The sequence below is a fragment of the Amycolatopsis sp. NBC_00355 genome, from assembly GCF_036104975.1.
GTDB lineage: Bacteria > Actinomycetota > Actinomycetes > Mycobacteriales > Pseudonocardiaceae > Amycolatopsis.
Window position 1 is genome coordinate 2,813,770 of sequence record NZ_CP107982.1, and the last position, 22,612, is coordinate 2,836,381.

Annotated in this window: 21 protein-coding genes; 8 read left to right on the forward strand and 13 right to left on the reverse strand. The window is 70.1% G+C overall.

The features are described from left to right. Positions 1–92: 92 nt before the first annotated feature. A complete protein-coding gene (locus tag OHS18_RS11685; protein WP_328616990.1) occupies positions 93–3,365 on the reverse strand; it encodes a hypothetical protein in 3,273 nt (1,090 codons plus the stop codon). A gap of 208 nt (positions 3,366–3,573) precedes the next feature. Here OHS18_RS11685 and OHS18_RS11690 point away from each other — a divergent pair, with 208 nt between their 5' ends. Further along, positions 3,574–4,755, forward strand: a complete 1,182-nt coding sequence (locus OHS18_RS11690) for a sensor histidine kinase (RefSeq protein ID WP_328616991.1) — start codon at positions 3,574–3,576, stop codon at positions 4,753–4,755. Then, positions 4,752–5,381 (forward strand): response regulator transcription factor, encoded by a 630-nt coding sequence (locus OHS18_RS11695; protein ID WP_328616992.1) that lies wholly within the window; start codon positions 4,752–4,754, stop codon positions 5,379–5,381. Before OHS18_RS11690 ends, OHS18_RS11695 begins: the two co-directional genes overlap by 4 nt. Positions 5,382–5,642: 261 nt before the next feature. Here the strand turns inward: OHS18_RS11695 and OHS18_RS11700 are convergent, their stop codons facing one another. The 4 genes from OHS18_RS11700 to OHS18_RS11715 form a co-directional block, all read right to left on the reverse strand. After that, complete coding sequence (locus tag OHS18_RS11700; RefSeq protein ID WP_328616993.1) at positions 5,643–7,625, reverse strand: amino acid transporter; 1,983 nt, start codon at positions 7,623–7,625, stop codon at positions 5,643–5,645. Between the two features lie 185 nt (positions 7,626–7,810). Further along, positions 7,811–8,311 carry a hypothetical protein gene (locus tag OHS18_RS11705; RefSeq protein ID WP_328616994.1) on the reverse strand — a complete coding sequence of 167 codons (501 nt, stop codon included), beginning with the start codon at positions 8,309–8,311 and terminating at the stop codon, positions 7,811–7,813. Positions 8,312–8,357: 46 nt separating this feature from the next. After that, positions 8,358–9,932, reverse strand: a complete 1,575-nt coding sequence (locus OHS18_RS11710; protein ID WP_328616995.1) for a Na+/H+ antiporter — start codon at positions 9,930–9,932, stop codon at positions 8,358–8,360. Between the two features lie 191 nt (positions 9,933–10,123). Next, positions 10,124–10,729, reverse strand: a complete 606-nt coding sequence (locus OHS18_RS11715; protein WP_328616996.1) for a phosphate transport system regulatory protein PhoU — start codon at positions 10,727–10,729, stop codon at positions 10,124–10,126. Between the two features lie 190 nt (positions 10,730–10,919). Between OHS18_RS11715 and OHS18_RS11720 the strand changes: the two genes are divergently transcribed. After that, complete coding sequence (locus OHS18_RS11720; RefSeq protein WP_328453086.1) at positions 10,920–11,114, forward strand: hypothetical protein; 195 nt, start codon at positions 10,920–10,922, stop codon at positions 11,112–11,114. 254 nt (positions 11,115–11,368) lie between these two features. Here the strand turns inward: OHS18_RS11720 and OHS18_RS11725 are convergent, their stop codons facing one another. Then, positions 11,369–11,674 (reverse strand): winged helix-turn-helix transcriptional regulator, encoded by a 306-nt coding sequence (locus OHS18_RS11725; protein ID WP_328616997.1) that lies wholly within the window; start codon positions 11,672–11,674, stop codon positions 11,369–11,371. 175 nt (positions 11,675–11,849) lie between these two features. On the opposite strand from OHS18_RS11725, the gene OHS18_RS11730 reads away from it, so the two are divergent. Next, entirely contained in the window at positions 11,850–13,850 is a 2,001-nt protein-coding gene (locus OHS18_RS11730) for an APC family permease (protein ID WP_328616998.1), read from the forward strand. A 10-nt stretch (positions 13,851–13,860) separates the two neighbouring features. Next, positions 13,861–14,832 carry a magnesium transporter CorA family protein gene (locus OHS18_RS11735; protein WP_328616999.1) on the forward strand — a complete coding sequence of 324 codons (972 nt, stop codon included), beginning with the start codon at positions 13,861–13,863 and terminating at the stop codon, positions 14,830–14,832. A gap of 6 nt (positions 14,833–14,838) precedes the next feature. Here OHS18_RS11735 and OHS18_RS11740 read toward each other — a convergent pair whose 3' ends face one another. From OHS18_RS11740 to OHS18_RS11765, 6 genes are read right to left on the reverse strand one after another with little or no spacing between them, the layout of a single operon-like run. Then, the gene (locus tag OHS18_RS11740; protein ID WP_328617000.1) at positions 14,839–15,645 is read right to left on the reverse strand and encodes an alpha/beta hydrolase; all 807 of its coding nucleotides are present in this window, start codon (positions 15,643–15,645) and stop codon (positions 14,839–14,841) included. 54 nt (positions 15,646–15,699) lie between these two features. After that, a complete protein-coding gene (locus OHS18_RS11745) occupies positions 15,700–16,809 on the reverse strand; it encodes a serine hydrolase domain-containing protein (RefSeq protein WP_442875367.1) in 1,110 nt (369 codons plus the stop codon). Positions 16,810–16,859: 50 nt separating this feature from the next. Then, positions 16,860–17,621 carry an ABC transporter permease gene (locus OHS18_RS11750; RefSeq protein WP_328453074.1) on the reverse strand — a complete coding sequence of 254 codons (762 nt, stop codon included), beginning with the start codon at positions 17,619–17,621 and terminating at the stop codon, positions 16,860–16,862. Beyond that, positions 17,618–18,427 carry an ABC transporter ATP-binding protein gene (locus OHS18_RS11755; protein ID WP_328617001.1) on the reverse strand — a complete coding sequence of 270 codons (810 nt, stop codon included), beginning with the start codon at positions 18,425–18,427 and terminating at the stop codon, positions 17,618–17,620. The genes OHS18_RS11750 and OHS18_RS11755 overlap by 4 nt, the downstream gene beginning before the upstream one ends. Next, on the reverse strand, positions 18,424–18,792 hold the full coding sequence (locus OHS18_RS11760) for a DUF1048 domain-containing protein (RefSeq protein ID WP_328617002.1): 369 nt from the start codon (positions 18,790–18,792) through the stop codon (positions 18,424–18,426). Before OHS18_RS11760 ends, OHS18_RS11755 begins: the two co-directional genes overlap by 4 nt. Further along, positions 18,789–19,124 carry a PadR family transcriptional regulator gene (locus OHS18_RS11765; protein ID WP_328453068.1) on the reverse strand — a complete coding sequence of 112 codons (336 nt, stop codon included), beginning with the start codon at positions 19,122–19,124 and terminating at the stop codon, positions 18,789–18,791. The genes OHS18_RS11760 and OHS18_RS11765 overlap by 4 nt, the downstream gene beginning before the upstream one ends. Positions 19,125–19,288: 164 nt before the next feature. Here OHS18_RS11765 and OHS18_RS11770 point away from each other — a divergent pair, with 164 nt between their 5' ends. The 3 genes from OHS18_RS11770 to OHS18_RS11780 are packed head-to-tail and all read left to right on the forward strand — an operon-like array spanning position 19,289 to position 20,242. Next, a complete protein-coding gene (locus OHS18_RS11770) occupies positions 19,289–19,615 on the forward strand; it encodes a PadR family transcriptional regulator (protein ID WP_328453066.1) in 327 nt (108 codons plus the stop codon). After that, positions 19,612–19,968 carry a DUF1048 domain-containing protein gene (locus OHS18_RS11775; protein ID WP_328617003.1) on the forward strand — a complete coding sequence of 119 codons (357 nt, stop codon included), beginning with the start codon at positions 19,612–19,614 and terminating at the stop codon, positions 19,966–19,968. The genes OHS18_RS11770 and OHS18_RS11775 overlap by 4 nt, the downstream gene beginning before the upstream one ends. A gap of 1 nt (position 19,969) precedes the next feature. After that, the gene (locus OHS18_RS11780) at positions 19,970–20,242 is read left to right on the forward strand and encodes a DUF1048 domain-containing protein (protein WP_328617004.1); all 273 of its coding nucleotides are present in this window, start codon (positions 19,970–19,972) and stop codon (positions 20,240–20,242) included. Positions 20,243–20,491: 249 nt separating this feature from the next. Here OHS18_RS11780 and OHS18_RS11785 read toward each other — a convergent pair whose 3' ends face one another. Continuing rightward, a complete protein-coding gene (locus OHS18_RS11785; RefSeq protein ID WP_328617005.1) occupies positions 20,492–22,273 on the reverse strand; it encodes a sialidase family protein in 1,782 nt (593 codons plus the stop codon). Positions 22,274–22,612 lie beyond the last annotated feature (339 nt).

The window sequence follows — 22,612 nt, forward strand, 5'->3', positions numbered from 1 at the left end:
CGGCGGCCACCTCGGCGCGGCGCCTGGTGCTGGTCCGGGTGTTCGCGTCTGTGCTCATCGGAGGTCCGGCACGACCGCCGGAACAGCCGCGTTCACGAGCCGCCACCGTCACCGCCACCGTCGCCGCCGGACCCGCCGCCCATGCCGCCGCCGGAGTCGCCACCACCCGTTCCTCCGCCGGAGTCGCCACCGCCGGAGTCGCCACCACTCGTTCCTCCGCCGGAGTCGCCACCGCCGGAGTCGCCACCAGAGGAGTCCCCGCCCGAGGAGTCCCCACTGCCGGCGGAGTCCCCACCGCCGGAGTCACCAGCCGAGGAGCCGTCGCCCACACCGCCGGAATCCCCCGTCCCGGATTCGCCTGTTCCGCCCGTGTCACCGCTGCCGATTCCCCCCTCGGAGCCACCGTCGCCGAAACCGCCCGCGGAGTCGGTGCCGGAAGCGTCACCGGCGTCGCCAGGAGTTTCGCCCGCGTTGCTGCTGGTCGCGCCGTCCGAGCTCGCGGGGGCGCCGGTCGCTGGTCCGGCCGAGCCGTTTTCGCCCGTGGTTCCCGGAGTGGCCCCGGAATTGTCCGCGTCGTTGTCCGCGGAGTTGTCCGCGTCGTTGTCCGCGGGAGCGGCGACCTCGCCGGCCGCCGGAGCAGGACCAGGATCGGCGTCGTCGTTCTCCCCCGTCGTTCCGGGGGTGGGGCCGGAGTAGTCCGCGTCGGACTCCGACGGCGGAGCCTGATCCGGCGAAGCCGGCTGCTCGGCCGGGACCGCCGGGTCCGGCTGGGGGGACTCCAGCTCGCTGGTCGGGCTCGTCGGCTGCTGGGTGTCCTCCGCGGGATCCCCCGGGTTCGGGGCGTCGAGGTTGTCCGGCACCGCCTTCTGGGGCTTGCCCGGATTCACCGTGAGGTTGAACCCGACCTTGCCGCCGACACCGACGGCCACGCCGGCGTCGGCGCCGATGGTGAACGAGCCGTCCGGGCCCCAGCCGAACCGTGCCCGTCCTTCCGCGCCGAGGCCGTACCAGCCCTCGGCCGTGGCACCCACCCGCAGCCCCGCTACGTCGGCGTGTCCGTCGACGCCCGCCTTCGCACCGACGAACCCCTTTGCGCCGACGTCGACGCCTTCGGCCCCGAGGGCGGCATTCGCGCCGGCTTCGGCGCCGAGGTTGGCCTTGCCCTTGACCCCCACCTCGGCGGGGCCGTACGTCGCCGAGCCCTCGGCGGTCGCCTCGCCGAGGTAGCCGCTCGCGCCGATCTTCGCGTTGACGCCGTCCTTCGAGGCGCCCGCGCTCGCGTTGGCCTCCCCGCCCAGGGCCTTGGCACCGGCCTCACCGGAGACCGCGACACCGCCGGCCTCGGTCCCCCCTTCCACACCCACCTCGGCCGCGGGCCCCACCTTGACGCCGGTGGCTACCGTGGGCAGGTTCGAGCCGTAGTCCGTGGTGCCGGCCTGCACCTGCGTCGACTGAACGGTCTGCTGGTCGCCGAAGGTCGTCAGGGTGCCCACGTCGACCTGGCCGTAGGCCGCGGTCTCCGACGTCATCTCCGTCAGCGACCTCGGAGTCGTCCGGACGGAGTCACCCAGCGCGTCGACGGGGTGGGCGTCGTGGGCGTCCCGTGCGGCCAGCTCGGCGGCGTTGTACTGCGTGGCCGTCTCGTTGAACCGCGCGATCGCGGCGTCCTGTCCGGCGACCGTGGTCGCGCTGTGGATGGCGCCGATGTCTTCGCCGAACCGGTCGCGGAAACCGGTCGTGACGTCCGGGCCGGGCAGGGCGCTCAGCAACGAAGCGCTCATCTGCCGGTCGACCGCCCGCATGTCCAGCGAGCCGCGCACGTCCGCGGGCGCGGTCGAGGCGCGCAAGGCCTGCGCCGAGTACCGGCTGACGTAGCCCGCGGGCTCCGCCTTGGAGACCACGTCCCGCATCGCGGCGATCTGCGCCTGCGACAACGGCGGGGCGTCCGTGCCGGGCACCGGTGGCGCCGCGGCGGGTTCGGACGCCGGGGCCGCGTGTTCCACCGGGAGGGCCTGCTCGCGTCCGGGAGGCCGGCTCCCGACCGTCACCTGGTGCTGCTCCCCCGGCGGTTCCGCGGGCGGCCGGTCGTGCGGGCCGATCAGGCTCACGCCCGGTGCCAGGCCGTCGGCCACCTGGATGACCGGGCGGAACCCGCTCGACGGCGAGCGCGTGTCACCCGACCGCGAGGACCGCCGGTCGTTCCCGGCGTCACTGTCGCGGCGGGCGACGTCGGTCGAGCGGGCGGGGTCGTCGGGCGCGACGTCCTGGAAGTCGGCGACCGTGTCGCCGTCGCGGTCCGACACGCCGTAGCGGACGTGGATGTTCTCCGCGGTGGTGACCTGCCCGTCGCTGTGCCGGGGCGCGGGGATCCGGAGGACCTTCGCGATGCTGTCGGCGATCGGGTTGGCGATCAGCGACGCGCCCTTTTCGTCGGGCCGGAACGGCTCTTGCCGGTCGGCCTGCTCGGCGAAGACCGAGTCGGGGGTGTAGATCTCGTGGCCCGCGATCGCTTCGGCGAGGTCGGCGAGGGAGCCGCAGCCGCAGAGCGTCACCGCGCGGTCGATCGCCTTGTTCAGGTCGTAGCCGAACTTTCGCACGCTGGTCAGATCGTCCTCGCCGACCAGGCTGGCGGCGTGCGCGTTCTTCGGGTCCGCGGCCAGCGGGTAGGTGGTGACCACGATCTCGGCGTGCGGTGCGCGGGTGGCGATTCCGGCCAGCACCTGGAGCATCCGCGCGACCAGCGTGGGTGCCTGGCCGGGAGGCGACGACTTGGCCTGGGCGAGGTACTCCTCGTCCGACGCGGTCCAGTCCAGCAGCGGGCCGAGTGCCCTGATCTCTTTGTCCAGGGCCGTGTTCGGCCCGCCGGTGGACCGCTTCGCTTCGGCGAGCACCGTGGCCAGCCGGGCGTCGTCACCGCCGAAGCCGACGATGACCACTTGGGCGTCCGGGCGGACCTGGTCACGCTGCGGCGGGTTGACGACGCTGTTGCCCGGCCCGGTCTGGGCACCGAAGAAGTCCGCGGTCCGCGCGCCGGCGGCGGCGACGAGGTTCGCGTCCACCCGCAGCCCCGGGTCGTCGCTCCGGACGCGGGCCAGTGCTTGGAGGGCCGGCGCGGTCGCGGATCGGTGTCTCGGGTCCGCGGGATCGGCGTAGGTCCCCGAGAGTCCGTCGCCCGCCATGTACGAGTCGCCGACGACGTCCACGGTCACGGACTGCTCGTGAGCGGGCCGGGCGTCGGCGGACGCGGGCGGCGCACCGAGACCGACGCCGAGGAACACGGCCCCGGTGGTGGCGACCGACAGCAGTCGCGGCAGCCGCGTGCACGCCGGGACGGCACCGCGCACCTTGCGTGCGGGGATGAACATCGCTATTCCTCCTGTGTGCCAGGCTTGTTCTCGGTCGCGACCGCCCGGCTCGTCGAGTGGTTGCGGGGCGTCGGTTTCGGATCGATCGTGGCGCGGGCCGTTCAGTGCGTCCATGCCGCACAAGTGCGGCGTGGACCCGAGCGGGGTTCGGTGCCAGGCTTGGGGCCGGGTGCACCCGCAGGACGGAAAGACCGAGGTGGCCGCTGTGATGGGTCTGCATCGCCAGGTGCGCGGGATCGTGGCGGCATCGGTGGTGTTCTTCCGGCTGGCCACCCTGGGCATGGTCGCCCTGAGCGTCGTCGGAGCCGTGCAGATCCACGCCTACACCAGGGTTGCCCTGGCGGCGTCCGTGTACGCGGCCCTCGCCGGGTGGAGCGCGGTGCTGATCACGCTGGTGCTGCGCCGCGACGCCCTTCCCGGCTGGGTGCTGGCCGTCGACGTCGCGGTCACCGCCACCGGCGTGGTCGTGCTGCCGCTGGCCGTGTCCAACCAGCTTTTCGACACGCTGGCCAACCCGTACCTGGAGCCGGTCACGGTCAGCGTCGCGGTGGCTGTCGCGCTGGTCAGCGGTTCCCCTCGGGCCACGGTGGCCGGCTGCGCGGTGCTCGCCGCGGCGAACGTGGTCGGACAGCTGCCGCTGCTGGAGCGGGGCGCGGACTTCGCCTCGCTGGTCAACACGATCGGCTGGCAGGTCGGTGCCGCCGTCTGCTGCCTGGTGTTCATCCGGCAGTTGCGGCAGGTGGTCCACCACCTGACCGTCGCGACCCAGCAGGTGATCTCCGCGCGGGAACGGCTCGCCGCCCAGCGCGCGCACACCGAGGAGCGCACCCGGCACTTCCGCGAGCAGATCCGCCGGTACCGCGCCCTGCACGACGGCCCGCTGCGGATCTTGACCGCGATCGCGGGCCCCGGCCCCGCCGCCCATCCCGACCCCGTCGTGCGCAGGCAGTGCGCGGTCAACGTCGACGTCCTGCGCGGTGCGGCGCCCGACGACCCCGCGGGCACCCTCACCGACCTCTCCCTGGCGCTACTGGAGGCCGGCGGGGCCAGTGCCGCACTCGGGTTGCGCGTGGAATACCACTTCGCCAACTTGCCCGACTCGCTCCCCAACAACGTGGTCGACGCACTGTCCCAGGCCAGCGCGGAGGCGCTCAGCAACGTCGCCGCCCACGCGGGAACCACCCGCGCCCGCCTCACCGCGCTGGCCGTCGGAGAGGCGGTGACCGTGGCCGTCGTCGACCAGGGTGACGGATTCGACCCGGACGCCACCGAGTTCGGGTACGGCATCCGCCATTCGATCGTCGAGCGCATGGCCGAGGTCGACGGGAAGGCCACAGTGGACAGTCACGTCGGCGAGGGCACCCGGATCGACCTGCGGTGGCCCGCATGATCCGCATCTCCGTCATCGACAACGACAAGCTCGTCCCCGCGGGTCTGCGGGCCCTGCTCGCCGACACCGCCGACATCGTCATCGTCCACACGGCCACCACGGTCGGCGGTTACCTGGCCGCGCGGACCGGCACCACCACCGATGTGGTGCTGCTGGACCTGAGACTGGAGGACGGCAGCGACCCCGCCGCCAACGTCGCCGTCCTGAACGCCACCGGCGCCGCCGTTCTGGTGATCTCCGTGCACGGTGACCGCCGCCACGTCCGCGCCACCATCCGTGCGGGCGCTTCCGGTTACCTCGTCAAGAACGACGACGCCGACAAGCTGGCCGAGGCCATCCGCACCGTCCACACCGGACAGCTGGCGCTCACCGCCGAGCTCATGACCCTGATCAACGACGACCCGCCCGAACTGTCCCCGCAGGAGCTCCAGGTCCTCTACCTCTACGGCACCGGCAGCACCCTCGCCGCCACCGCGCGCCGCCTCGGCATCGCCATTCCCACCGTGCGTTCCTACCTCGACCGCATCCGCGCCAAGTGGGCGGCGACCGACGAGCCGGTGGAGGACATCCGCAGCCTCGTCCACGAATACCCCCACCCCGACGACAAATCCGCTTGGCAGGCTTGACTTCCCGGCAAGGCCGAATCGGCGCGCGTCCGCACCGGCCTGCGGGGCATCGACGTGATGCATAAGGGTCAGTGGCAGGAGCTCTGTCCATGAACGTCGTGCTCGATCGCCGGCTGGACCACGATCTCGTCGTCCCGGCAGCCCAGGTCTTCGACGCTCACCCGGTTGTCGCGCGGCACCGGCTCGGCTTTGGTCAGCTATCTCAGCCGGCCCGCGTCGGCTGTCTACGCCGTCGTGATGCCGCACCGCTGATCGCGCCGGTCAGCCGCCGACGTGGATGCCCGGGCGGCGGGCCGGGTCGTCCTCACTGGTCCGCAGGATCTCCCGGACGACCGGAGCCGTGTCGCCGCGGCCGAGGATGAGGTAGCGGAAGAGGTGGCCGAGCGGGTTGCCCTCCGACCACTCGAAATGGCATTGGGGCAGGACCCCCGTCGCGTCGCGCAGTGCCAGCAGCACGGCGGCGATCGCGTTCGGCGCCGCCGGGCTGTCCGCGCGCAGGATCCGGTACCCGTCGACCTCCACGCCCCGCACCTGCAGCACGTTGCTGAACTCCGAGGGGTCGACGACGTCGATCTCGAGGAAGAGCGTGTCCGCGGTGCCGGGCACCGGGTTCATGCTCCGCTGCTCGGCTTCCTTGGCGGAGTACTCGGCGAGATCACCGCCCTGGCGCTGGTTGGCGATGATGTGCAGCGCCCCGTCGTCGGCCAGCGAGTCGGTGACGAACCGGCGGGCCGGCTCGTCGAATTCGATCCGCTCGGCGCGCAGTTCGGTCGTGCGGGACACGCGCGAAACCAGGGACACCACGATGATGCCGAGGATGAACAGCGCGGAGATGGCCAGGCCGTCCGGCTTCTCGATGACGTTCTCGACCAGCGCGTAGAGCAGTACCAGCGTCAGCACGGCGAACCCGATGATGCCGGCGAGCTGCTTGCGGCGGATCGACGAGATCGTCACGGCGACCGCGCCGGAGACCATCATGGCGAGGATCCCGGTGGCGTAGGCGCCGGCCTGGGCGTTGACGTCGGCCCCGAACGCGACGGTGATCAGCACGCTGATCACCGTGTAGACGAGCACGACGGGCCGGACCGCGCGGCCCCATTCCGGCGCCATGCCGTAGGAGGGCAGGTACCGCGGCACGATGTTGATCAGCCCGGCCATCGCCGACGCCCCGGCGAACCACAGGATCAGCACGCTGGAGATGTCGTAGACCGTGCCGAACACCTCGCCCAGTTCCTGGTGGGCGAGGTAGGCCATGGCGCGCCCGTTCGCTTCCCCGCCTTCCTTGAACTTCTCCGCGGGAATCAGCACGGTCGTGATGAAGCTCGTCGCGATCAGGTACACCGACATGATCAGCGCGGCGACGGTCAGCAGCTTGCGGGTGTTGCGGATCCGCGACTCCAGCCGCTCCTCGTCGGACTTCCCCTCGGCCGCGACCAGCGGCATCATGCTGACCCCGGTCTCGAAGCCCGACATCCCGAGCACGAGCAGCGGGAACGCGACCACGGCCGGCCCCACGATGCCGCCGAACCCGCCACCACCCGAGGTGAGCGCGTCCGACCACCGCGACAGCGCCGCCGCGTCCGAGAACAGGTCGACGCCGGCCACGACCACGACGACGGCGTTCAGCAGCAGGAAGACGGCCACGAGCGGAATGGCCACGCCCACCGCCTCGCTGAAGCCCAGCAGGAAGACGCCGCCGAGGATCAGCAGCAGGACGACCGTGATCAGCACCGCGTGCCCGTGCAGGAACCCGGGCAGGTACGGGTTCTCCAGCAGGTGCACCGACGCGTCCGCCGAGGAGAGCGTGATCGTGATGATCCACGACGTCGCGACGAACCCCAGCAGGACGAGCACGAAGATCTTGCCCCGCCAGAACGGCAGCAGGTCCTCCAGCATCGCCACCGAGCCCTGACCGCGCGGGCTTTCCCGGGCGACCCGCCGGTACATCGGCAGCATCCCCAGCAGGGTCAGCGCGACGATCAGCAGGGTCGCCAGCGGCGAGAGGGCGCCTGCGGCGAGCGCGGCGATTCCCGGCAGGTAGGACAGGGTGGAGAAGTAGTCGACGCCGGTCAGGCACATGACCTTCCACCAAGCCTGCGGTTTGGCGTGGTCCTCGGCCGCCTCCGGGCCCGCTGGGGCCACCCGGTGCTCCAGCAGCCACCGCACGGCCCGGCCGGACGGCGGCTTCGCCGGCACCGGACTGTCCACGACGGGCGGAACCACGAATTCAGGTGCGGTGCTCAAGCTGCGACTCCCCGATCGACTGCGTGCTGCACTCCCGGCTGCAACAATGCACGATCCGGTCAGCGCGGGCACATCCGCCCCGCCGATGACACCCGGTGTGCTCGCGGCCCGGCTCGACGACGATCACCGCGAAATCGCCCAGGAAATCGCCCAGGAGATCGCCCTTGACCGAAACGGCCGGACGATCAGCGGGTGCTCCTGGGCCGTCCGCCGCACGAGGCTCCCACGGCGACCGCGCCGAACAGGACGTCGAGCACGAACCCGATCGTCGCGAACAGCCGCTGACCGCGGGCGATCTCCTGCAGGTACTCGGCGCGCGTGATCGGTGTGCTGCCGAGGCGGGAGTAGAGCCGGTAACCGGTGGCGGTCACCTCGGGCGTGCCCGTGCGCATTCCCGCGGCGGTGACTGCCACCAGAACCACCCCGGCGAGGACCGGCAGTCCGGCACTCCAGCGCACCCGTGGCGGAACCGACGTGATGACGGAGCTCAGCGCCCGCGTACGCGACTCGCCGCTGTGCCGGAACACCAGCGTCGCCACCACGATCAGCACCACGGGGAAGATCCCGACCAGCGGGACCGCCCACAAAGCCTCAGGCGGACGCGGCGTTTCTTCGGCGAAGGAGTCGACTATTCCCGCCAGGCAGCCCGACGCGGCCAGAGAACACCAGAGAGCGATTACCCGCACGAGCAAAGATAAACCCGAAGGCGCGCCGGCCCCGCGGTGACACCGGTCAGTCTTCGAGGGCGGCGTGCTCGAGATCCAGCAGCCGCTGGACCCGCCGCCGGGTCCCGTCGGTGATCTCCCCCGCTTCGAACAACCGAGTCAGCTCGGCCGTCTCGACGTCGATCAGCTCCCGCCGCAGCGCCCGATAGTCGATCCCGCGCACCGGGTCGCCGGTTTCGTCGCCGGTTTTGTCGCCGGTCTTGTCCTCGCCCCGGACGCGGTCCAGCCGCGCCTGCCAGCTCGCCCTCAGCTGATCGACGACGAACTCCGGCGCGGACTCGGTCTCGGCCAGGTGCTCGAGGTGGCTCAGCCCGGCTTCGGCGAGCTTCCGGCGTGCGGTGCCGTACTCGGTCCGCAGGTCGGCCGGGTCGAGCGCGATGCCGGCCAGGCGCACCAGCGGTGCGAGCGTGAAGCCCTGGACCACGAGCGTCAGCACGATCACCGCGCTCGTCAGCAACAGCACCAGCTCGCGCGCGGGCAGCGCCGAACCGTCCAACGTGGCCACCGGCAGCGACAACGCCGCCGCCAGCGGGACCACCCCCCGCGCACCCGCCCACGACACCACGGCGGGCACCTGCCACGAGATCCGGCCGTCTGCCCGCCGTTGCCGCAACGCGGAAAGGACGAACACGAGCAGCAGCCGCGCCATGACCAGCGTCGCCGCGATCGCCACCGCCTGCAGCAGCCACCACGCGCTCCCGCCGGCCACCCGGCGCACCAGGGCCGGCAGCTGCAGCCCGATCAGGCCGAAAACGACACTTTCCAGGAGGAACACGACGGTCTGGTAGACCGCGCCGACCTGCAGCCGGATCCGCGCTGTCGTCAGGCGTTCGGCCTGCGTCCCGAGGATCACGCTCGCCACGACGACCGCCGTCACGCCCGACCCGCCGACCGACTCCGCGACGACGTACCCCGCGTACGGTGTCACCAGCGAGATCACCGTCTCCAGCACCGGATCCTCGGTCCGCCGGCGGATCACGAACGCCCCGATGGCCGTCAGCACGCCGACCGCCACGCCACCCCCGGCGAGCGCCGCGAACTCGCCCAGCGTCCGGCCCCAGGACGCGGCCCCACCCGCGACGGCCAGGAACAGCGCGACCCGGAACAGCAGCAGGCTGGTGGCGTCGTTGAACAGGCTTTCGGCCTGGATCAGGGCCTGCACCCGAGGCGGCAGCGCGAGCCGCCGCGCCAGCGCCGTCACCGCGACCGGGTCCGTGCTCGCCAGCACCGCCCCAAGCACGAAAGCCATCCCGACCGGCAACGACGTCACCGCGACCGCCGTTCCGATCACCGCCGCCGCCGACAGCAGGACCAGGCCCACCGACAGCACGGCCACCGGCCGCCCGACCGCGCGCAGGTCCCGCCACGGCAGCTCCTCCCCCGCGGCGAACAGCAGCGGGGGGAGCACGACGAGGCTGATCACGTCCGGTGTCACCTGCACCACCGGGACACCGGGCAACAGCCCCACGACCACACCGGCAACGACCAGCAACGACGGCGCCGGCACGCGCAGCCGCTTCGCGAAGGTGGCCACGACGGTCGCCACGACCACGAGGAACAGTACGGTTTCGACACCGCGCATCAGCCGGTCCTCCACATCCCGATCCGGATGCCGACCAGACTTCCCGGCGCGCCGGGCTCAGCCTACGCGAACCACCCGTTCGGTGACATCCGAAACGTGACGCCCTGGTCGTCAGGCTTCGAGCGCACCGATCGGCACCGCGAGACCGGTGTCGTGCGGGCAGGTCCAGACGGCCTCGCCCGCGGACCTGCTCAGGCCGCCGTCCCCGTCGCCCGGCTGTGAGGGACCGCGGACTTCATCAGGCGGGCCAGCAGGACCGCGTGGTCGGCGAACCGCTCGTAAAGGCGGCTCAGCAGCACGACGTCGGCCACCGCCGCGCCGTCACACCGACTCCGGACGTCGACCAGGATCCGGCGCAGGTCGTCGAGATCGTCCTCCAGGCTGATCAGCGAACGGACCTCGCCGGTGCCGGCCGTCAGTTCCAGCAGCCAGACCGCGATGCGCCCCATCTCGACGAACCCCGGGGTCAGCTCGTGCGGCACGATCGGATGCGGGTAGGACCGCTGCACCGCCCGCGCGACGGCGAGCACGAGCAAGCTCAGCCGCTCCAACTCGGTCAACGCGTGGATCATGGCGAGCACGGTCACCACCGGTGCCTGCAGCCCCGGAGCCGTGCGCGCCAGCTCCTCGCGCTCACGGTCGAGCCGGACCGAATCGGCCACGATCTCGTCGGCCAGAGCGACATCGGCCTCCTCCAGCGCGACGGTCGCCCGCTCCATCGCCGCCGCGGTGGAACGGACCAGCCGCCGGAGATCCGCGGCGGCCCGGTCGAGTTCGTCAGAGGTGGCAGTGCGCATGTCTCCACACTGTCCAAGGGGGACAACGCTGTCCATGATCCTTGACGCGAATTCGGCGCCGGAGCGGGCCCGGATCAACGTTCCGTCAACATCGGCCGCGCCGACGTGAAGGAAACACGACCTCGCCGGGCCCGCCGGTGCGCGCTGCGCCATCGTCCGGTCACCGAGTTCGCCGAGCAGGAGGATCCCGATGAGCGACCTGGTCTACACGCTGATGCTGATCGGCGGCTTCCTCGTGCTGGCCCTCGTGGTGCGCGGCGCGGAACGCTGGTGCGAGACCCACCCCGCGCCGGCGATCCCGGGGTCGACCGCGCGGCCGGAGTCCGGCCGCGGGTACCGGAACAGCACCGGGACGAAGGAGAAGCCCGGCACGCCCGAGGCGTAGGTCTTCCAGTCGCCCAGTGGCCGGTACCCGAGCGGCGGGAGGGCGATCTGCCCGAACGTCGGCGAACACGACGATCGCCGGCAGCACACAGGCCAGTTCGGCCATCCGGCTGCTCCCTTCCCACGCACGAACCGGCCGATGTCGGCCGAGCTGATTCGTGGAGCCGTCACGGACGATCACGCACACCCGCCGTGTCCATTTCGGACTTGGTCACAACTCGGCGTCGGCCCAGGCTCTGTTCGATCCGGGGCCGGCTACCCGTTGAGGTAGTCCTCGTACACCGAGACCCAGACGTCCAAATCGGACAAATCCGCGAAAAGACGGCGGCCGGTGGCGGTGAGGGAGAACACCACCGCACCGTCCGGCCGGCCGTCCCAGGTTCCCGCCGGTGAGCGCCGGAGCGCTCCTTCGGCGGCCAGCACGCGCAACGCGGGTTCCAGCACACGACGCGGAAACGCTCGGCGGAGCCCGGCGAAGGCCCGGGGCCCGGGCGCGAGTTCGTCGAGCAGTTCCGCCGCACCACGGCAGCAGATCACGCGCGTGAGACCGGTTTCGGCCATGGCAGCTCCCGGGACGAAGTCACCGGCACCGTAGGCGGGTGAGGCGCGCCGGCCACGGTCGTTGACGCGACCCTGACGAAGGGCCGGGATACGTTTACGTGATCCCTACGCGAACACCGGGATCTTTACGGTTTCCGTACGCCGGTGCGCCGCGTCGCGAGGCACGCTGCCGTACGTGCCGGTACCCACCTCATGGCTGAAGCGGCTGGTCGTCGGCCGGCCGTTCCGCAGCGACACCCTCGGCGAGACGCTCCTGCCCAAGTGGCTCGCCCTGCCGATCTTCGCGAGCGACCCGCTGTCCTCCGTCGCCTACGCGACCCAGGAGATCCTGCTGATCCTGTCCCTCGGCGGGCTCGCCTACCTCGCGCTCGCGCCCTGGGTCGGGCTGGCCGTCGCGGTCCTGCTCACCGTGGTGGTCGTCTCCTACCGGCAGGTGGTGAAGGCGTACCCCAGCGGTGGCGGATCGTACGAAGTCGCGTCCCGCAACCTCGGCAGCCACGCGGGCCTGGTCGTCGCCGGCGCGCTGATGGTCGACTACATCATGACGGTGGCCGTGTCGGTCGCCTCCGGCGTGGACAACATCATCTCGGCCGTACCGCAGCTCAACGACCAGCGGATCCTGCTCGACATCGGGTTCATCGTGGTGCTCACGGCGATGAACCTGCGCGGCATCCGGGAGTCCGGGCGCACGTTCGCGGCCCCCACCTACCTGTTCATCGGCGCGGTCACGCTGATGATCGTCCTCGGTTTCGCGCGGGTGTTCGGCGGCCATCCCCCGGTCGCGGAGAGCGCGGGCTACGACATCCGGCCCGAGCAGGCCGGCCTCACCGGCCTGGCGCTGGTGTTCCTGCTGCTGCGGTCGTTCTCCTCCGGCTGCACCGCGCTCACCGGCGTCGAGGCGATCTCCAACGGCGTCCCGGCGTTCCGCAAGCCCAAGTCGCTCAACGCGGCGCGCACCATGACCGCGATGGGCGTCACCGCGGTCGTCATGTTCGGCGGCATCACGGCGCTGTCGCTGATCGCGCGGGTGCACATCGCCGAGAACACCTGCGACCTGGCGAGTTTCCGAGGCGACTGCACCACCGACCCGCAGCGCACGGTGATCAGCCAGATCGGCGCCGCGGTCTTCGGCGGCGATCACGCGGTCCTGTTCTACTTCCTCCAGGCCACGACCGCGCTCATCCTGATCCTGGCGGCGAACACCGCGTTCAACGGGTTCCCGCTGCTGGCGTCGATCCTCGCCCAGGACCGCTACCTGCCCCGGCAGCTGCACACGCGAGGCGACCGCCTCGCGTTCTCCAACGGGATCATCGCCCTCGCGGTCGTCGCCGCGATCCTGATCTTCGCCTTCGACGGATCCACCACCCGGCTCATCCAGCTCTACATCCTCGGCGTGTTCACCTCCTTCACGCTCTGCCAGGCCGGCATGGTCCGGCACTGGAACCGGGTCCTCGCCGACACCGCCGACACCCGCGAGCGCCGGGCGGCGCACCGGTCACGGCTGATCAACGCGGTCGGTGCCGCGCTCACCGCGATCGTGCTCGTGGTCGTGCTGATCACGAAGTTCACCCATGGCGCCTACCTCGTCGTCATCGCCATTCCCGTGCTCTACGTGGTCATGCGCGCGATCCACCGGCACTACACCCACGTCCGCGAGGAACTCCAGCCGGACGACGAAAGCGAGCTGCTGCCCAGCCGCGTCCACGCGATCGTCCTGGTGTCCACATTGCACAAACCCAGCCAGCGCGCGATCGCGTTCGCCCGGGCCACCCGGCCGGACACCCTGACGGCGATCACCGTCAACGTCGACGACGACGACACCCGTGAGCTCCAGCGCCTGTGGGCCGGGCGCGGGATGAAGATCCCGCTCAAGGTGGTCGAATCGCCGTACCGCGAGATCACCCGGCCGGTCGTGGCCTACGTCAAGAACCTGCGCCGCGGCAGCCCCCGCGACGTCGTCTGCGTCTACATCCCGGAGTACGTCGTCGGCCGCTGGTGGGAAAACGCCTTGCACAACCAGAGCTCGCTACGCCTCAAGGGCCGGCTGCTGTTCGAACCCGGCGTCATGGTCACCAGCGTTCCCTGGCAGCTGCACTCGACCGGCCGTCGCGACCTGCAGCGTGTCCGTCCGCTACCCGGTGACATCCGCCGCGGCGTCACCACGCAGCGCCGCTAGTCTCCCCGTCATGGCCCGCACCCGCCTCTACCGCGACGGGGTCCTCGTGGCCGAGGACTTCCCGGCCGCCGAGGTCTCCGACCACTTGGCCGACCCGGGCGCCACGGTCTGGCTCGACCTGTGCGCCCCCACCGAGGAGGACCTCGCCACGATCAGCGAGGAGCTGAGCCTGCACAAGCTCGCCGTCGAGGACGTCGTGCAGGACCACCAGCGGCCGAAGGTGGACCGCTACGACACCCACTCGTTCCTCACCGCCTACGCGGTGCGGCTCGACATCGCGGCCGGCACGCTCGAAGCGGTCGAGATGGACGCGTTCATCACCGAACGCGCGCTCGTGACCGTCCGGGAGAACGACCACTTCGACATCAGCGAGGTCCTCTCCCGCTGGGACGAAACCGAAGAGCTCGCCAAGAGCGGCGTCGGTTATCTCCTGCACGGGCTGCTCGACTACGTCGTCGACAGCCACTTCGAAGCCGTGCAGTCCCTCGACGAACAGATCGAAGCCCTCGAAGACCTGGTCTTCGATGACGAGGTCGACCACCGCGAGATGCACCGCCGCTCCCTGCACCTGCGCAAGAGCCTCGTCCGGCTCCGCCGGGTCGTGCTGCCGATGCGCGAGGTCGTCAATTCCCTGATGCGTCGCGACCACCACGTCTGCGACAGCGAGCTGATGCCGTACTACCAGGACGTCTACGACCACGTGCTGCGGGCTTCGGAGTGGACCGAATCGCTCCGGGAACTCGTGACGACGGTCCGCGAGACACAGCTGAACCTGCAGGCGAACCGCCTCAACACGATCATGAAGAAGGTGACCGGGTGGGCGGCGATCATCGCGGTGCCCACCGCGATCACGGGCTTCTACGGCCAGAACATCCCGTACCCGGGCGTCGACCGACCCTGGGGGTTCTGGGTGTCCACCGCGGCCATCGTCACCTTCTCCGCCGGGCTGTACGCGTTGTTCAAACGCAAGGACTGGCTCTGAGCCCGCTCAGCGGGCGAGGCCGGCGACCTCGCGCACCGTGTCGGCGACGGCACGGAAATCCTTGCGCAGGATGGCGCCGTGGTTGCTCGGGACCTTCACGGCGAGCTCGATGTGCGGGTTGCGGGCGATCACCGCGCCGACCGCGGTCCGGATCCGCTCCTGCTCGTCACCCTTGCTCCCGAACGAGCTCCCCGAGCCGAGCACGTACCGCGCCGGGACGGTGATCGCGTCCAGCACCGGACCCAGCTCACGCTCGCGCGAGATCCTACCGAGTTCGATGTTGCTCTCGGCCTGCTGCGCGGCACTCATCCGCGGCGCCAGACCCGTCGGGCGCAGCACCGGCAGGAACCAGCCCATCCGCTTGAACAGCTTCCGGATCCGCTGCTCCATGGCCTCGTCGAGCCAGTCGTAGGGTTCGGCGCCCTCGACGAAAACGGCGCCGAGGGCACGCTCGGGATTCCGGCCGGCCCAGTGCGCCGCGACGAACGCGCCGTAGGACCAGCCGACCACCAGGGCGCGGTCCACGCCCCGCGCCGCGAGCACGGCGTCGACGTCGCGGACGGCGACCTCGAAGGAGTAGTCGCCCGACCGCTTCGACTTGCCGCGGGCCCGCTCGTCGTAGGTGATGTGCCGGAAGCCGTCGCCGAGTTCGGCGAGGACCCGCTTCCAGTAGCCCTGGGTGGCGAACTGGCCGTTGAGGTAGACCACCGGGACGCCGGGACCGCCGGCGTCGGTGACGGCCAGGGCCGTGTCGTCGACCGGCACCATGCCGGTCCATCTCGTGTCGGTCGATGAGGTGCGGTTCTTCGTCATGGGTCCACTGTTCCGTTCTTTCCTGACACCGCCCTGACACGGGCCGGACACGCGCTACCTGACGCAGAACACCTGCTCGATGAGGCGCTGCACCGCCTTCTGGTACGCCTCCGCGGGGGCGACACCCGTGTCCACGTAGGTGATCGACGCCTCCAGGGTCCTGCTGCCGTCGGGTGTGCTGTACACCAGCGTCCCGTAGCCCTGGACGCTGCCGTTGTGGTTGAGGAGCATGGTGCCGCTGCAGTTCGCGTCCGCGTGCAGCTCGAACAGACCGAGGCCGTAGTCGCTCGTCGGGTCGGGTGTCGGGTGCGGCTTCAGCATTTCGGACAGCAGCGGGGGCGGGAGCAGCTTCCCGCCCAGCAGCGCGGAGTAGAACGTTCCGAGGTCCTTCGTCGTCGAAATCAGCTCACCGGCGCCGGAAATCCAGGACGGGTTCTGCCGGCTGACGTCGATCGTCTTCCACTGCCCGGCGTCCTGGTACCGGTAGTACGCGTGGGCGTGCGGTCCGGGAAGTTCCGCCGAGGTGCCCGGCGCCACGGTGTCCCGCATTCCGAGCGGACGCAGGATCCGGCGCCGCACCTGATCGGCGTACGAGCGGCCGGTGACCTTCTCGATGAGCAGCCTGGCCACCACGTAGTTGGTGTTGGCGTAGCTCCAGCCCGTGCCCGGGGCGAACCGCGCCGGCCTGGCCAGCGAGTACCGCACCAGGTCCGCCGGCCGATAGGTGTGGAAGCGGTTGTCCACCCATTCCTTGCCCGACCACGGGATCCCCGGGACGACCGTACCGTCGTCGTAGTACTCGCCGGTGTAGTTGAACAGCCCGCTGGTGTGCTGCAGCAGCATCCGCACCGTGATCCGCCGGTCGAAGCCGAACTCCGGCAGGTAGGCGGCCACCGGGGTGTCCAGCCCGATCCTGCCTTCGGCGACCAGCTGCAGTACCGCGGTCGCGGTGAACGTCTTGGTGGTGCTGCCGATCCGGAACCGCCCGTCCGTCGGCGGCTTCCCGGCCTCGCCCAGCTCGCGCACCCCCGCGCTGCCGGCCCAGTCACCCCGCTGGTCGTGCACGCGCAGCTGCACCCCGGTGAAACCGGAGCCGACGATCGCCTGGATCGTCTGCTGCAGCTCCGGGCGTCCCGGCTCCGCGGCGGCTGCCGGCACGGTCACGCCGATCAGCAGAGCGACGGCCGAGACCGCCGCCCCTGCCCTCGGGAAGCTCACGAGATCTTGCGGCGGTAGGTGAGCGTGGCGAAGAAGTACGCGACGGCGAGGATCCCGGCGCACCAGGCGAGCGCGATCCAGATGTCGTCGCCGACCGGCTGCTCGGTGAACAGGCTGCGGAGGGCGTTGACGATGGACGTCACCGGCTGGTTTTCGGCGAAGGCGCGCACCGGGCCGGGCATGGTGCCGGTGGGCACGAACGCCGAGCTGAGAAACGGCAGGAAGATCAGCGGATAGGAGAACGCACTCGCGCCGTCCACCGACTTCGCGGTCAGGCCCGGGATGACGGCCAGCCACGTCAACGCCAACGTGAAGAGGACCAGCACGCCGAGCACCGCGAGCCACGCCGATACACCTGCCCCCGACCGGAAGCCCATGAGCAGGGCGACACCCACGACCACGACGAGGGAGATCAGGTTGGCGATCAGTGAGGTGAGCACGTGCGCCCACAGCACGGCCGACCGGGCGATCGGCATCGACTGGAACCGCTCGAAGATACCGTTCTTCATGTCCAGGAACAGCCGGAACGCGGTGTAGGAGATACCCGACGCGACGGTGATGAGCAGGATGCCGGGCAGCAGGTAGTTCACGTACGAGTCCGACCCGGTCTTGATCGCGCCGCCGAACACGTAGACGAACAACAGCAACATGGCGATCGGCATGATCGCGGTCGTGATGATGGTGTCCATGCTGCGCGTGATGTGCCGCAGTGACCGTCCCAGCAGGACGGCGGTGTCACCGAAGAAGTGCTTGGTCATGACCGTTCCCCACTCGTGCTTGCCGCGTCGCGGTCCTTGCCGCCGTCGCCGACGAGCGTGAGGAAGACGTCCTCGAGGGTCGGCTGCTTCTCGACGTATTCGACCTTCGCCGGCGGCAGGAGCCGCCGGAGCTCGGCGAGGGTGCCGTTCACGATGATCCGGCCCTCGTGCAGGATCGCGATCCGGTCCGCGAGCTGCTCGGCTTCGTCCAGGTACTGCGTGGTGAGCAGCACCGTCGTGCCGTTCTCGGCGAGTTCCCTGACCGCGCGCCAGACTTCGAGGCGGGCCTGGGGGTCGAGCCCGGTCGTCGGCTCGTCGAGGAAGACGACCGGCGGGTTCCCGATGAGGCTCATCGCGATGTCGAGCCGGCGGCGCATGCCACCCGAGTACGTCGACACCTTGCGCTCGGCCGCGTCGGTCAGTGAGAAGCGCCGGAGCAGGTCGTCGGCGATCCCGGCCGCCCCCTTGAGGTGCCGCAGCCGGGCGACCAGCACGAGGTTCTCCCGCCCGCTGAGGATCTCGTCGACCGCCGCGAACTGCCCGGTGAGGCTGAAGGACTCTCGCACGTCGTCCGCTTGCGTGGCGACGTCGAAGCCGTGGACGCTCGCCGCTCCCCCGTCGGCTTTCAGCAGCGTGGACAGGATTTTCACGACCGTGGTCTTGCCGGCCCCGTTCGAGCCGAGCAGGGCGAAGATGCTGCCCCGCGCCACATCGAAGTCCACGCCGCGCAGTACCGCTAGGTCCTTGTACGACTTCTGCAGGCCTCGCACGCGGATTTCGGGCCCGGTCGCCGATGGCGCCGTCATGAGCGTTTCCCCTCGTCCAGTCCTTCAGCGCGTTCGATGCCGTTGGTCAGCCGTTCGCGTTCACGGGTGATCCAGCCACCCTTCGAGTAGTTCTGGATGAAGGTGTCGACGAAATCCACGGGGTCCGCTCCGACGATCTCGCGAATGGGCGTTCCGTCCGCCGCGGCCCGCTCGAACAGATCGATCAGGTCCTCGTACATCGATGCCGCGGTGTCGCCGTCCGCCGCCCCGAAGAACATCAAGTACCGTTCCAGCGCCTCGACCGCCGCGCGGTAGTTCGCGGGAAGCTGCCGGGTGCGCGCCTTGTACGCCCGCCACCTGCGCTTGTCGCCGATCACCTTGGTGGCGATGTCCGAAATCTTCATGGTTGGTTCCCTCCCTGGCGAAGCTGTTCCAGCCGTTCCGAAAGGAAGCTCCACGTCCTCCAGAACTCGTCGAGGTATGCCCGCCCCTCGGCGTTGAGCGAATACACCTTGCGCGGCGGCCCCTTCTCGGACGGGATCTTCTCGACGTCGACGAGCTCCCTTTTCTCGATCCTGAGGAGCAGCGCGTAGATCGTGCCCTCGGCGATGTCGGAGAAACCCTGCTCCCGCAACCACGCCGTGATCTCGTAGCCGTACGCGGACCGGCCGGCCAGGATCGCGAGGACGATGCCTTCCAGCGTTCCCTTGAGCATCTCCGTCGCCTGCTTGCCCACGGACCACCTCCTGCGTGCTACTCAGTGTCGCTGACTACCAGTACATAGTATCGCTGAATAGCGATCGCGCAAGAGGCCATGGCCGCAGCGGTATCCGGTACTCAGTGGTACCGTGTAGTGGTACTCGGTACCACCGAGTACCACGAGGATCGAAAAGGACCGCGATGGACGACCTGACGGAGATGCTGAAGGGCACGCTCGAGGGCTGCGTGCTCGAGATCATCGACGGGGAGGAGACCTACGGGTACGCCATCACGCGCCGGCTGAACGACCTCGGCTTCGCCGACGTCGTCGAGGGAACCGTTTACACCATCCTGCTGAGGCTGGAGAAGAACGGGCTCGTCCACGTGACGAAACGACCGTCCGGGCTGGGACCGCCACGCAAGTTCTACGCACTCAACGACGCGGGGCGCGAGGTACTCGCGACGTTCTGGGCGAAATGGGACTACGTCACATCACGGATCGACAAGCTCAAGGAGAGCGGGCGATGAAACTCTGGGAGACCATCACCGGCAGCGACCTCACCAAGGAGTACCAGGCGTTCGAGACCCGGGCCGAGGTTTTGCCGGCCGATTACCGGGCGGCGTGGGAAGAAATCAAGGGACACCTCTTTCCCTACGGGGACTTCTCCGGCCGGAACCTGATGCCGATCCTCGACAGCGCCCTGGAACTGCTCGAAGAGACGGCCTCCGACGGGCAGAGCATCCACGAGGTACTGGGCGGCGACATCAAGGGTTTCTGCACGGCACTGGCCGGCGGAGAAGGAGCCCGGAGCCATCGCGACCGGTGGCGCGAACAGCTGAACCGGAACGTGGCGAGGAAATTGGCACAGCTGGGAGGCTGACATGGGCATTCAAGAGGCCATCGAGGGCAAGAAGCAGTGGCGGGCGCAGATGGCGCGGGTCAAGGCGCTCCCGCCGGACTACCGGATCGTCTACAAGGAGATCCAGAAGTACGTCTTCAAGGTCGGGGTGCTCGAATCGCTCGGCGAGCCCCCGCTCTCCGGCATAGTCGACTTCTTCGAGGAGGGCGCGGCGGCCGGCAAGGGAGCCCTGGAACTCATCGGTGCCGACGTCGCCGCTTTCTGCGACGACCTGCTCGAGGAATCGCGCACCTGAGCGGGCTGAAGAGCACCAAGTGTTACCGGGGTGAACCGAGCGGCACTTGAACCGATTGCGGCGGTTCAGGCGCGACTTCGTCAAACCTCGATGTCGCCGGCTCTCATCGATCCAGCACCTCTGGTCACGCAGAACTCGTCGGGGAATCGCCGCGGATCCGTCGTTCAGGGGCGCACGACCGGCGTGACCGCCGGATCGGCGGCCCGTGCCGGCTGCTGCCCTGAAGCAACAGCCGACACGGCGCCGTCGCTACGGGAACATCGCCAGAGTCTGCGTCCCGACATCCTGGTTCGGTGTGGTTGTGCCCGGATTCCCGCGAAAGTCGGTCCAGCACGGGTGCAGCCGGAAGTCGGCACCGACGGCCGCCGCGGTGTAGTCGCCGATGAACACTCCCTGCAGTTCCTTGCCCGTCACCGCGCCGGTCGAGACGAACTGGACCTGGGGATTCGCCGTCTGCGTCGTGATCCGCCGGATCGGCGCCGAGCCCACGCGGTCACCCCAGCCGGTGGCGTAGGCGTAGTCGAGCCCGATGCCGTTCGGGTCGTAGGCACGAGTGTAGAAGGTGACCGCGACGCGTCCGGCCAGCGCCGCAACGGCGGGGAACACTTCGTCGGCGCCCGTCCCGATCTTCACCGGCTCGGACCAGCCGTGCCGCCCGTCGGAGCCGCTCAAGAACGCGTCGCCGTTCGTCTTCACCGATTCGCCGTCGCGGTAGGTGCCGTTGCGGTCGTCGGCCCACGTGACCCAGAGCCGGTCGGTGACGCGGTCGTAGGCCAGCTGCGGGAAGCTGTTGATCCGGAAGTTCTCGCCGGTCAGCGCGTTGTTGGCGACGTCCTCGTCGACCGGGAAGTCGAAGTCGGGAGCCACTTCGGCGTGCCGGAAGGTTCGGCCGCCGTCACGTGAGGTCGCCACGACGACCGCGTCGTGGTCGGCGGGCTGATCGCATGCCGCGGTGGCGCAGACCGAGGTCTCGTAGGCGATCTGGAGCGTCCCGTCCCGGGTGACGACCGGGTTGGATCCGCTGCCGAACGGCGTGATCCCGCCGGGGAAACCGGTCAGCGACGGGGAAACCCGGCGCTTGGGCGACCAGGTCCGGCCGAAGTCGGCCGACTTCGACAGCACGATCGGCGACTCGGTGTAGGTGCCGCTGGCGTCGTAGGTGAACTGCGTCCACGAGACGTAAACGTCTCCGGTGCGGGGATCGGCGGCGATCCACTCCTTGTCGTTGAAGATGGACGTCGGCGTCGGCGTACCCGCCGGCGTCACGCCGTCGAGTTCGAGCACCGCCGGGTCGCCGAAGGTACGACCGCCGTCGTGCGACACCGAGACGGCGATGCCGCTGGCGGACTGCTGGTCGTCGGGCACCGCGGCCCGGCTGAACACGAGCGTCGCGTAGTAGACGGTGTTGTGCGGGCCGAACGCGACGGCCGGGTCGCCCGCGGCGTCCATGTACGCCAGCGGGCCCGTCGCCCCGGTCGGGAAGTCGAGGTGCGGCAGCTGGACGTTCGCCCAGGTCCGGCCGCCGTCGAAGGAGGTGTAGGCGAAGCCGCCGGAGTCGTTGCGGGCCTCGCGGGTGTTGTAGAGCCGGTAGTCGTTCGACCCCGCCACGATGTTGCGCGGGTTCTCCGGGTTGACGGCGATGGTGGTCTCGTTCTGCGCGGTGCTGCAGCCGGTCTGGCTGCCGGTCGGCACGATCGTGTCGCCGCGGATGACGTCGGTGTTGGGCGCGACCGGGCGGTACGGGTTCGGCTTGCCGATGTAGGTCTGGCAGAGCGCCGACAACGCGGGATCGTCGCCGTCCTCCTCTTCCTCCTCGGCGAACCGCTCCTTGAGCAGTGGATTGGGAACGTCGTGGCGCGCCTCGGCCGCCGCGGCGGCGACCTTGTGCCGGCTCGACTGCGGATCCGCCGGCAGCGGCGCGGTCGCGGTCGCGGCGTGGGCGGCCGGCGCCAAGACGACGGCGAGAGGCACGACGAGCGCGGTGAGCGTGGCGAAGATTCTTCGTTTGGAGGCGGAAACACCCAAGGACATCGGAAGATCCCTTCCCGCGGAGCTGGCGGACGCGCCAACGGCACCAGGCTTGACGCGCGCCGGAGCCCGGTCAAGCGACGGAAGTTCGGAACCACCTGAAACGGACGTCCACCCGGCTTGTCGAAGTCGTCGAAACGTACCGCCAGCCGTTCCGCACCGACTCCACGAACGTGTCCCCGGCCGCCGACCCCGGCGTGGTCGCGAAAGTCCTTGTCGCGCAGACGAGCCGGTCGAACCTCGCTCGGCGCGCGGTCGCCAGGAGCTTGCTCGAGACCGGCGGCTTCAAGCCGCACCGACACTCTCGACGGTGAAGAGCCTCCAAAGCGGACAAGAGGTTGC

Excerpts from the sequence above, each read along its gene's own strand:
- OHS18_RS11685 (WP_328616990.1), bottom strand. The coding sequence starts at position 3,365 with ATGTTCATCCCCGCACGCAAGGTGCGCGGTGCCGTCCCGGCGTGCACG.
- OHS18_RS11690 (WP_328616991.1), top strand. The coding sequence starts at position 3,574 with ATGGGTCTGCATCGCCAGGTGCGCGGGATCGTGGCGGCATCGGTGGTG.
- OHS18_RS11695 (WP_328616992.1), top strand. The coding sequence starts at position 4,752 with ATGATCCGCATCTCCGTCATCGACAACGACAAGCTCGTCCCCGCGGGT.
- OHS18_RS11710 (WP_328616995.1), bottom strand. The coding sequence starts at position 9,932 with ATGCGCGGTGTCGAAACCGTACTGTTCCTCGTGGTCGTGGCGACCGTC.
- OHS18_RS11715 (WP_328616996.1), bottom strand. The coding sequence starts at position 10,729 with ATGCGCACTGCCACCTCTGACGAACTCGACCGGGCCGCCGCGGATCTC.
- OHS18_RS11720 (WP_328453086.1), top strand. The coding sequence starts at position 10,920 with ATGAGCGACCTGGTCTACACGCTGATGCTGATCGGCGGCTTCCTCGTG.
- OHS18_RS11725 (WP_328616997.1), bottom strand. The coding sequence starts at position 11,674 with ATGGCCGAAACCGGTCTCACGCGCGTGATCTGCTGCCGTGGTGCGGCG.
- OHS18_RS11735 (WP_328616999.1), top strand. The coding sequence starts at position 13,861 with ATGGCCCGCACCCGCCTCTACCGCGACGGGGTCCTCGTGGCCGAGGAC.
- OHS18_RS11740 (WP_328617000.1), bottom strand. The coding sequence starts at position 15,645 with ATGACGAAGAACCGCACCTCATCGACCGACACGAGATGGACCGGCATG.
- OHS18_RS11750 (WP_328453074.1), bottom strand. The coding sequence starts at position 17,621 with ATGACCAAGCACTTCTTCGGTGACACCGCCGTCCTGCTGGGACGGTCA.
- OHS18_RS11755 (WP_328617001.1), bottom strand. The coding sequence starts at position 18,427 with ATGACGGCGCCATCGGCGACCGGGCCCGAAATCCGCGTGCGAGGCCTG.
- OHS18_RS11760 (WP_328617002.1), bottom strand. The coding sequence starts at position 18,792 with ATGAAGATTTCGGACATCGCCACCAAGGTGATCGGCGACAAGCGCAGG.
- OHS18_RS11770 (WP_328453066.1), top strand. The coding sequence starts at position 19,289 with ATGGACGACCTGACGGAGATGCTGAAGGGCACGCTCGAGGGCTGCGTG.
- OHS18_RS11775 (WP_328617003.1), top strand. The coding sequence starts at position 19,612 with ATGAAACTCTGGGAGACCATCACCGGCAGCGACCTCACCAAGGAGTAC.
- OHS18_RS11780 (WP_328617004.1), top strand. The coding sequence starts at position 19,970 with ATGGGCATTCAAGAGGCCATCGAGGGCAAGAAGCAGTGGCGGGCGCAG.
- OHS18_RS11785 (WP_328617005.1), bottom strand. The coding sequence starts at position 22,273 with ATGTCCTTGGGTGTTTCCGCCTCCAAACGAAGAATCTTCGCCACGCTC.